The organism is Pseudomonas sp. JV245A (assembly GCF_032424515.1).
Taxonomy (GTDB): Bacteria; Pseudomonadota; Gammaproteobacteria; order Pseudomonadales; family Pseudomonadaceae; genus Aquipseudomonas; species Aquipseudomonas protegens.
In genome coordinates this window covers 1-8,945 of record NZ_VYKE01000183.1, presented here as the reverse complement: position 1 = coordinate 8,945, position 8,945 = coordinate 1, and the positions used below count along the sequence as shown (strand labels likewise).

The 8,945-nt window shown below is 66.0% G+C and carries 8 protein-coding genes; 1 reads left to right on the top strand and 7 read right to left on the bottom strand.

Annotation, left to right across the window (positions count from 1 at the left end; translation table 11 throughout):
* A partial coding sequence (locus F6S12_RS27870) for an SDR family NAD(P)-dependent oxidoreductase (protein WP_315869555.1) occupies positions 1–822 on the bottom strand: 822 nt, incomplete at its 3' end.
* A gap of 161 nt (positions 823–983) precedes the next feature.
* On the opposite strand from F6S12_RS27870, the gene F6S12_RS27865 reads away from it, so the two are divergent.
* Complete coding sequence (locus F6S12_RS27865; protein ID WP_053150595.1) at positions 984–1,889, top strand: LysR substrate-binding domain-containing protein; 906 nt, start codon at positions 984–986, stop codon at positions 1,887–1,889.
* Between the two features lie 39 nt (positions 1,890–1,928).
* On the opposite strand, the gene F6S12_RS27860 is transcribed toward F6S12_RS27865, so the two are convergent.
* The 6 genes from F6S12_RS27860 to F6S12_RS27835 form a co-directional block, all read right to left on the bottom strand.
* Positions 1,929–4,403: a TonB-dependent siderophore receptor gene (locus F6S12_RS27860; protein WP_210694017.1), complete on the bottom strand. Its 2,475-nt coding sequence runs from the start codon at positions 4,401–4,403 to the stop codon at positions 1,929–1,931.
* 102 nt (positions 4,404–4,505) lie between these two features.
* Positions 4,506–5,477 (bottom strand): FecR family protein, encoded by a 972-nt coding sequence (locus F6S12_RS27855; protein ID WP_011060590.1) that lies wholly within the window; start codon positions 5,475–5,477, stop codon positions 4,506–4,508.
* Positions 5,474–5,995, bottom strand: coding sequence for a sigma-70 family RNA polymerase sigma factor (locus F6S12_RS27850; protein ID WP_015635079.1), 522 nt, complete (start codon positions 5,993–5,995; stop codon positions 5,474–5,476). Before F6S12_RS27850 ends, F6S12_RS27855 begins: the two co-directional genes overlap by 4 nt.
* A gap of 110 nt (positions 5,996–6,105) precedes the next feature.
* Positions 6,106–7,080 carry a porphobilinogen synthase gene (gene hemB, locus F6S12_RS27845; RefSeq protein WP_015635078.1) on the bottom strand — a complete coding sequence of 325 codons (975 nt, stop codon included), beginning with the start codon at positions 7,078–7,080 and terminating at the stop codon, positions 6,106–6,108.
* A 286-nt stretch (positions 7,081–7,366) separates the two neighbouring features.
* A complete protein-coding gene (locus tag F6S12_RS27840) occupies positions 7,367–7,963 on the bottom strand; it encodes a hypothetical protein (RefSeq protein ID WP_315869554.1) in 597 nt (198 codons plus the stop codon).
* Positions 7,960–8,862: a PhzF family phenazine biosynthesis protein gene (locus F6S12_RS27835; RefSeq protein WP_125063400.1), complete on the bottom strand. Its 903-nt coding sequence runs from the start codon at positions 8,860–8,862 to the stop codon at positions 7,960–7,962. The genes F6S12_RS27840 and F6S12_RS27835 overlap by 4 nt, the downstream gene beginning before the upstream one ends.
* Positions 8,863–8,945: the final 83 nt, after the last annotated feature.

Here is an 8,945-nt window from a genome sequence, read left to right as displayed (position 1 = left end):
GCGCCGGGCGAACTGCTCCGGCGTGGCCGCCGCGATCCGCTTCAGGTCCCGGGGGTAATCCACACCGGGGGCCTCCTGGGGGCGCCAGGCACTGAACTGGCCATTGCTGGCCCGCAGGATGTAGCCGCTGTCCTGGCACTGCTCGCTGACCAGAAACAGCACCCCCGGCGTCACCCAGTCCGGCTTGAGTTCCGGCGGCTCCTCGCTGACGCCCCACATGCGGGTCTTGGCCACCGGCGACACCGCGTTGACCCGGATCCCGTGCTCCGCCCCTTCCTGGCCCAGGGCATTCATGATCCCGACCTGGGCCATCTTGCCCGCGCAGTAGGCCAGCAGCCCCGGCTGGGCATATTCCGGGTACAGCGCACGGTCGGAGGTGGTCAACAGCAGCCGCGGTGCGGCGGACTGCCGCAGATGGGGCCAGGCATGCCTGGCCAGCCAGATGGGCGCATACAGGTTGATCCCCAGCATGCGCTCGAGAAACCCGGCGTCGGTCTGCTCCAGCGCCTGGTAGCCAACCCAGCCGGCGTTGTGAATCAGGATATCCAGGCTGCCAAAGGCCTCCAGGGTGCGCTGCACCAGCCCCTGGCAACCGGCCTCGGTGCCCAGGTCGGCGGTGTCGGCCAGCGCCCTGGCACCGCTGGCCCGCAAGGCCCGCACCGCATCATGGGCGACACTGTCATCCGCCCCGCTACCGCTGCCGTCACTCCCGCAATCGCTGATCACCACCTGGGCACCACGACGGGCCAGGGCCCGTGCATAACTCAAGCCCAGGCCGCGCCCGGCGCCGGTGACAATCGCCGTTCTGCCGCTGAAATCCATGCTCTTCCCTCCTGTGTGAATTCCAGGGTAACAGCATGAAAATCAGTGACTTAATACTAAATTCCAGGTTCTGTGAGAGGTTTTTGATATCAATGAATTCGCTGTGAAACCATGAGCCTTGGGGTTTACAGTCCCAAAGCCCCCAGCCAGGAAGCATCGCCATGATCGAAACGCGCCTGTTGCGCCAGTTCATCGCCGTCGCCGAAGAACTGCACTTTCACAAGGCCGCCACGCGCCTGCACATGGCCCAGCCGCCCCTGAGCCAGGCCATCGCCCGCCTGGAGGAAAAACTCGGTTTCAGCCTGCTGCGGCGCAATCGTCGAGGCGTGGCCCTGACCCCGGCCGGGGTGGATTTTCTGCATAGCGCCCGGCGCACCCTGGCGACCCTGGAACAGGGCATCGAGCAGGCGCGCCATATTGCCCAGGGCCTGGCCGGCAGCCTGTGCGTCAGTAGCCTGTCACTGGCCGGCTACCCGAGCTTGCTCGCCCGCCTGCGGGGCTTTCGCCAGGCCTTGCCCGAGGTGCGCCTGGAACTGCGGGAACTGCCTTCGGCCGAGCAGCTCAAGGGCCTGCTCGGCGGCGACATCGACCTGGCGTTCATGCGTGAGCTGCCGCTGCCCGAAGGGCAGATAGCCTCGCGCCTGATCCTCGATGAGCCGATCGTCATCGCCCTGCCCCACGACCACCCCCAGGCCCAGGCGCCAGAGGTGGACCTGCGGGAGCTGGCCAACGACGACTTCGTGTTCACGCCCCAGGCCCTGGGCAGCGCCTACCACAACCAGTTGATGGCGCTGTGCAGCGCGGCCGGGTTCACCCCGAAGGTGGTCCAGGAAGTGGCCCGGGTCCAGACCCAGCTGGGCCTGGTGGGCTGCGGTTTCGGCGTGGCCCTGGTGCCCCGCTCGATGGCCGATGCGGTGCTGCAGGGCAGCGTCGCCTACCGCCCGCTGCGGGCCATGGGCACGCAGCCAGGGCCAAGCATCGGGCTGTACATGAACTGGCACCGGGACAACCCTTCGCCACAGCTGCAGCGTTTCATGGCCTTGCTCGACGCCGGGCCCGGGGCCTGAAGCGGCCGTGCAGAAGGCCTGCGCGGCCGCCACCAGGCCTTAGAAGTCGGCCTTGACCGACAGGGTGAGGTTGCGCGGGTCACCGTAGAAATTGCCGAAGCCTTCGGTGCCGATGGTGGTGTAGTAGCGCTTGTCCAGCAGGTTGTTGCCGTTCAGCGCCAGGGACCAGGTGTCGTCGATGCGGTAACCGATGCGGCCGTTCCAGATCGCATAGCCGGCCTGGCGGATGTGGTTGCCGCTGGTGGGCGAGACTCGGTAGTTGTCACTCTGGGCGTTGACCCCGGCCCCCACGGTGAAGCGCTCCAGGGCACCGCCCAGCTGATAGTCGCCCCAGACCCGCAGCAGGTGCCGCGGCACGTAGGTGGTGAACGGCAAGCCGTTGTTGGCGCTGTTGGCGTCCTCCAGGGTCTTGGTCTGGGTGTAGGTGTAGCCGGCCAGCACTTGCAGGTGTTCGATCACCTCACCGCTGAGCTCCGCTTCAAAGCCCTGGGCGCGGACCTTGCCCGAGTTCAGCGAGCAGGTACTGTCCGGGCAGGCCGGGTCGTCCTGCTGCGCGTCCTGCTGGATGGTGCGGAACAGGCTGAAGGCGCTGTTGAGGCGGCCATCGAACCACTCGCCCTTGATCCCCAGCTCGTAGCTCTTGCCCACCAGCGGCTTGAGGGAGGCGCCGTCCAGGGTCCGATAGCTGCCCTGGGGGGTGAAGATGCTGGAGTAGCTGGCGTAGGCCGTGAGGTTGTCGTTGAGGTCGTACAGCACCCCGGCGAACGGCGTGACCTCGCCGGTTTCCTTGGAACGGGCACTGCTGGGCGTGCGCGTATCGCGCCAGTAGGCCACCGAATCGTTCTGCGACTTGTACCAGCTGACCCGGCTGCCCATGACCAGGGTCAGCGGGTCGGCCAGCTTCAGGCGCACAGTGGAATACAACCCTTGCTGCTGGATCCGCAGATCAGTGGGGCCGCCCCGGGTGGAATTGCTTTCGTAGTAGCTGTCGTCGGGCTTGGGCAGGTGGTGATCGGGGTCCAGCACATTCTGCCGCTGGGGCAAGCCGGCCACGGCGTAGAAGTCGTCCTTGATCGAGCGGCTGGCGTTGGCGCCGAAGGTCAGCTCGTGCTCCTGGCCAAAGGCCTGGAAGTGCCCGTCGACATAGGCATCGAAGCCGTAGTCCACCTGGTCGTAGTCGTAGATGCTGCCCAGCATCAGGGTGCTGGAACGGCTGGCCCCCACCGGCACCGAACCGCTGGGGAAGGCGTACTCGATATCCTGGGTGTTGCGGGTGTAGACCCCGGCTACCTTCAGCGCCCAGTCATCGTTGAGCTGCTGGCGCAGGTCGGCGAAATAGGTCGCGCGCTTGCTGCGCGAATTGTTCCAGGCGGTGTTCAGGCAGGTGGAGCGGCCCAGCTTGAGGTCGCTGCCGTCGCTGTAGCGCGGCAGGCCGCCCCAGCACGGGCGCGAGTCGACGTCTTCATAGGCCATGCCCAGGCCCAGGGTGGTGGCGTCACTGAGGTCGAAATCCAGGGCGCCGTAGTAGACTTGGTCCTTGCGATCGCCCAGGTCGTAGAAGTACTGCCGGGTCTGCTGGGTCACCACCGCCCGGCCGCGGACGGTACCGGCATCGTTCAACGGCCCGCCGGTGTCCACCTGGGCCCGGTAGTTGTCCCAGCTGCCGGCGGACATCGTCAGTTCGGTGTGCGGCGTGGCCTGGCCGCGCTTGCGCACGAAGTTCACCGAGCCGGCAGTGCCGCCCGCGCCCTTGAGCATACCGGCAGCGCCGCGCAGGATCTCCACCCGGTCATAGAAGGCCATGTCGCTGCTGAAGCTGTCGGCCTGTACGTAGCTGCTACCCATGTCCAGGGGCACGCCGTCGTACTGGTACTGGCCGGTCATGCGAAAGCCCCGGGAGTAGAAATACTTGCCGCCCATGGGCGAGTCGTAGAGGGTGATGCCCGGGGTCTTCTCCATCACCTGGTCAATGGTGTTGAGGTTCTGGTCATCGAGCATCTTGCGGGTGATCACGGTCACCGACTGCGGGGTTTCCTTGAGCGAGTGCTGGCCCTTGCCGATGGTGACCGCGCCAGTGGTGTAGGAACCGGAATACTCGGTGGTGGCCCCCAGCTCCTGGCCCTGCACTTGGGTGGTGCCCAGCTCCAGAGCGCCGCTGCCCTGGGGTACGGGGCGCAGCACGAAGCTGCCGTTGCTCTGCGGCTCGGCCTGCCAGCCGCTGCCGGCGAGAATCCGCGCAAAGCCTTCCTGTACCCCGTATTCACCCTTGAGCCCCGCCGAACGCAGGCCGGCGGTCTGCCGGGCATCGAAGGAAATTGCCGCGCCGGCAGCGCTGGCGTAACGGCTCAGCACCTCGGTCAGGTCACCGGCGGCAATATCGAAGCGGCGCACCGCGGTCTGTTCGCTGGCCGCCACTGCGGTCAATGGCAGCAGTGCCGCCCCGTAGACCGCCAGTGCGCCCCAGAGCCCGACCTTGATCGCCTGGGCCAACTTCGACTTGTGAACATCAGACATGCTTTGCCTTCCCCGCTAACGAAAATGAATCCACTGGGGGATAAGCCGGACCAGGAGGGGCAAACATGCAAAGACCCTTGAATTTTTTTTCGCCCCGCGGATTCAACCCACGCGGCTATCGCAAACCCGTACCCAGTAGCGGGTGTAGCGCTTGATCTGCAGGGAGAAACCGCTTTCCAGCGCCGCCAGGGCGCGGTCGGTGTCATCGATGGGGAATGCCCCGGAGATCTTCAGCCCGGCAATCTGCGGATCGCACTGCACAACCCCGCGGCGGTAGCGCGACAGGTCGGCCAGCAATTCCCCCAGGGGCCGGTCGATGGCGATGATGCTGCCCTGGCGCCAGGCACCCACCGCGGCATCGTTGGGCCGCAGCGCGGCAAAGCCCCCGGCGCTGAACGCCAGTTGCTGGCCGGCCTCGACCCGACGCGGCGCAAGGCCTGCGCCCAGGCTGACCTGCACCGCGTGCTCCAGCACCGCCACCTGCTCCTCACGCTCATCGCTGCGCAGCACGAAGCGAGTGCCCAGGGCCAGCACCTCGGCGTCCCGGGTGAAGACCCGGAACGGCCGCTGCAAGGGATCGGCAGCGGTGCTGACCAGCATCTCGCCCCACAACAGCTGCACCTTGCGTTGCTGGCTGTCGAACTGCACGTTGATCGAGGTGTTGGTATTGAGCAGCAGCGAAGTGCCGTCCGCCAGGCGCACTTGCCGGCGCTCGCCGATCTGGGTCCGGTAGTCCGCCAGCAGTTGCTGGGCACTGTCGCTGCGCCAGCCCAGCCAGCCGAGGGAACCGGCCGAGGCCAGCACCACCAGGTTGCGCATCAGCTCGCGGCGCGAGCGCCCTGCCCCGCGCAAGGTGGAACCGGCCAGGCCGCCGGGCAGTGCCGACATCTGCTCGCCCAGTTGCTGCATGCGCTCCCACGCCTGGCGGTGCAAGGGGTCGGCGGCCAGCCATTCGCGCCAGGCGGCCTGCTCCTGCTCACTGGCGCTGCCGGAGCGCAATTGCGCGTACCAGCGTGCCGCGCCGCTGATGGCCTGGCGCTCGCCGACGCTCAGTTGCAGGCCGGCGAAACTCATGACAGCTGCATCCGCATCTGCATCAGGCAGCAATGCTCCATGGCCTTGGCCATGTAGTTGCTCACGCTGCGCACGGAAATCTGCAGGCGCTCGGCGATCTGTTCGTAGGTCAGGCCGTCGCACTGGGACAGCAGGAAAGCCTGTTTCACCTTGGGCCCCAGGCCATCCAGCAGCCGGTCGATTTCCATCAGTGCCTGGAACAGCACGCTCTGCTCCTCCGGCGACGGGTGCTCGCCCTCGGGCACCAGCGCCAGGGCTTCGAGGTAGGCCTGCTCCAGGGAACGCCGGCGAAACAGATCGATCAGCAGGCCCCGGGCAATGCGCGACAGGTAGGGCCGCGGCTCACGGATCTCCACTGCGTTGCGCGCCTTGAGCACCCGCACGAAGGTGTCCTGGGCCAGGTCGGCGGCATCGAAGGCGTTGCCCAGGCGCTGGCGCAACCAGCCCTGCAGCCAGCCATGGTGATGGGTGTAGAGGTCGGTGACGGCACAGCGCAGGGATAAGTCGTCGGCGGGCATGACAGTAAGGATTCATATTTGATAATGAATCGCATTGTCATGTAGAGGCGGAAGTCTTGGCAATAGCCACGAACGCCGGGCGACGTTCGTGGCAGTGCTGCGGGGCCTAATCAGATCCCGGCCAGGGCCAGGTCCATGGCGAAGTAGGTGAAGATCAGATCGGCACCGGCGCGCTTGATCGAACCCAGGGTTTCGCGCACCACTCGCTGCTCGTCGATGGCGCCGGCCTGGGCGCCGAACTTGATCATCGCGTACTCGCCGCTGACCTGGTACGCCGCCACCGGCAGGCGCGAGGCCTCGCGGATGTCGCGGATGATGTCCAGGTAGGCCCCGGCGGGCTTGACCATCAGCGAGTCGGCGCCTTCCTGCTCGTCCAGCAAGGACTCGCGCACCGCTTCGCGGCGGTTCATCGGGTTCATCTGGTAGCTCTTGCGATCGCCCTTGAGCGCGCTGCCGCCGGCTTCACGGAACGGGCCATAGAGCGCCGAGGCGAACTTGGTGGAATAGGCCATGATCGGCGTCTGGGTGAAGCCGGCGGCATCCAGGGCGCGGCGGATGGCCTGGACCTGACCGTCCATGGCCGCCGACGGCGCGATCACATCGGCGCCGGCACGGGCCGCGGCCACCGCCTGCTTGCCGAGGTTGAGCAGGGTCTGGTCGTTGTCCACTTCATGGCCGTGCATGACCCCGCAGTGGCCGTGATCGGTGTATTCGCAGAAGCAGGTGTCGGACATCACGATCATCTCCGGCACCGCATCCTTGGCGATGCGCGACATGCGCGACACCAGGCCGTTTTCCTTCCAGGTATCGCTGCCGTCGCAGTCCAGGTGGTGGGAGACGCCGAAGGTCATCACCGACTTGATCCCGGCGCGGGCGTAGCGCTCGATCTCGCCGGCCAACCTGGATTCGGGAATGCGCATCACCCCGGGCATGCTCTTGATCGGCACGAAATCGTCGATTTCTTCCTCGACGAAAATCGGCAGCACCAGGTCGTTGAGGGTGAATTCGGTTTCCTGGAACAGGCTGCGCAGTTGTTCGGAGCGACGCAGGCGACGCGGACGGGCTTCTGGGAACTGGCTGGACATGATTTTTCCTAAGGCTGAGCGCGAAACAACACGAGCTATGGCGAAAAAAGGCTGAAAGCTTATGCCCGCAGCCGCCCCGGTACAAACCCGCACGGCTCAAGAGAGTCTTGCCCAAGCCGTAACAATGCCCTTGAAGCCCCGCGATCCAGGGGGTATCGGTCAATCGACGCGGCCAGCCTGCGACCATCTGACGCAACAGCGGCAGCCGCCATTGAAAAACCTGCGTGCGACAAATTCGGCGGTTGGCCGCTTGCAGCAGCTCCTGGCTCCCGCAGGGGTGTGCACACTACGGCGGCTCGCTGCCCTGCAAATTGAGGGTGTAGTCCTTCAGAGGCGTTTTGAAGTAGGCCATGCCGGTATCGTCAACCTTTCCCCTGAGCACGATCTTCTTGACCCGGTCGGCAATTTCATCGGCAGCGTTTTCGGACTGAATCGTCGCTTCGATGCACTCGCCAGGCCGGTAACCCACAGTTCGAACGATCAGATTGAGATCGACGTAATGGTCAGCCTCGCGGCCCACCACGCGACGATTTTCCGGGCCCTGGGTCCAATATATCTCCACGACTTTGCCGGCCGATGGCTTGACCGGCAGGTTGCACGTGGCATTCACCGCCACGCCGTTGTCCCCTGGCGTGGCCGCCACGCTGGCGGATGCCGCGGATTCGCTCCCCGGTGTATTACCAGGCAAGGTTGCCGGGCCGGGCGGTTGTTTGACCGCCGTGGTTTGTGCAATGCAAAGCAGTGGATCAAGCGCCAGCAAACCCAGCAGGCCTGCCCGCAGCATCCAGCCCTTACAGGACACAACCTGGGCCCAGGCGCACAGGAGCCGTGCCTGCCTGTGCGTGGCGGTGCCTGCAAAATCGCCAGGCGCCAGCGCGCTCATGGATGCCTCGGTCCAGTGGGCGAAGGTGTATTCCCGCACGCTTGCTCACTGGTTTGGAGAAGCCGCAGGTGTCCCTCAATGCAGGTTCGCACCGTGCCGCCGATCCAGATTTCGTCGCCGATCTGTTCCACGTCAATCCGCCCTGCCCGCCCCATGCTCAGGCCCTGGCTGACCCGGTAGCGAGCCGGTGCCAGCCCGGCGCCCAGCAACCACTGGGCGATGCCGGCATTGAGGCTGCCGGTGGCCGGGTCTTCGGGCATGCCATCACCGGCGATAAAGGCCCGTACCTCGAACTGCGCGTCGCTGTCATCACGCTCGGGGTCACAGGGCGCGATCACCCCGACCGCCAGACCGATCAGCGCCGGGTAGTCCGGTTGCAGGTCCAGCACCTGCTGGCGTTCGCCGAGCATCACCGCCAGCCAGCCGGCGCCGTTGTCGACCCACTGCGCCTGCACGATGTCCCCGGGCGTAAGGCGCAGGCCACGGCGCACCTGCTCCAGCACCTGGGGCTCCACCGGGCCGGCCTTGAGCAGCGGCGGCGCGAGAAAGGCCAACTGATCGCCCTGGCGGCGGATGCGCACCAGGCCCACTTCGCACTCCTGGATGATCTCCTCGCCCCGGGGCACGCCGCCGGCTTCGAGCCAGGCGTGGCAACTGCCCAGGGTCGGGTGGCCGGCGAAGGGCAATTCCTGGGTGGTGGTGAAGATCCGCAGGCGGTAGTCGGCCCGGGGATCGCGGGGCTGGAGCAGAAAGGTGGTTTCGCTGAGGTTGGTCCAGTTGGCGAAGGTGGCCATGCGCTCGGTGCTGAGCTCGTCGGCGTTGAATACCACGGCCAAGGGGTTGCCTTTGAGGGGAGTCGAGCTGAAGACATCGACTTGCTTGAAACTTAAGGGGGGCATGCAAAAATTCCTGTTTCTTAATAAGGCCCAGCGTTATGAGGCACAACGTTGGCTGTAGCCGCTGCCGAGCCAGGGCGAGGCTG

Coding starts and splice junctions, on each gene's coding strand:
- F6S12_RS27850 (WP_015635079.1), bottom strand. CDS start 5,995: ATGCCCGCCGACGACTTATCCCTGCGCTGTGCCGTCACCGACCTCTAC.
- F6S12_RS27865 (WP_053150595.1), top strand. CDS start 984: ATGATCGAAACGCGCCTGTTGCGCCAGTTCATCGCCGTCGCCGAAGAA.
- F6S12_RS27835 (WP_125063400.1), bottom strand. CDS start 8,862: ATGCCCCCCTTAAGTTTCAAGCAAGTCGATGTCTTCAGCTCGACTCCC.
- F6S12_RS27860 (WP_210694017.1), bottom strand. CDS start 4,403: ATGTCTGATGTTCACAAGTCGAAGTTGGCCCAGGCGATCAAGGTCGGG.
- F6S12_RS27840 (WP_315869554.1), bottom strand. CDS start 7,963: ATGAGCGCGCTGGCGCCTGGCGATTTTGCAGGCACCGCCACGCACAGG.
- hemB (WP_015635078.1), bottom strand. CDS start 7,080: ATGTCCAGCCAGTTCCCAGAAGCCCGTCCGCGTCGCCTGCGTCGCTCC.
- F6S12_RS27855 (WP_011060590.1), bottom strand. CDS start 5,477: ATGAGTTTCGCCGGCCTGCAACTGAGCGTCGGCGAGCGCCAGGCCATC.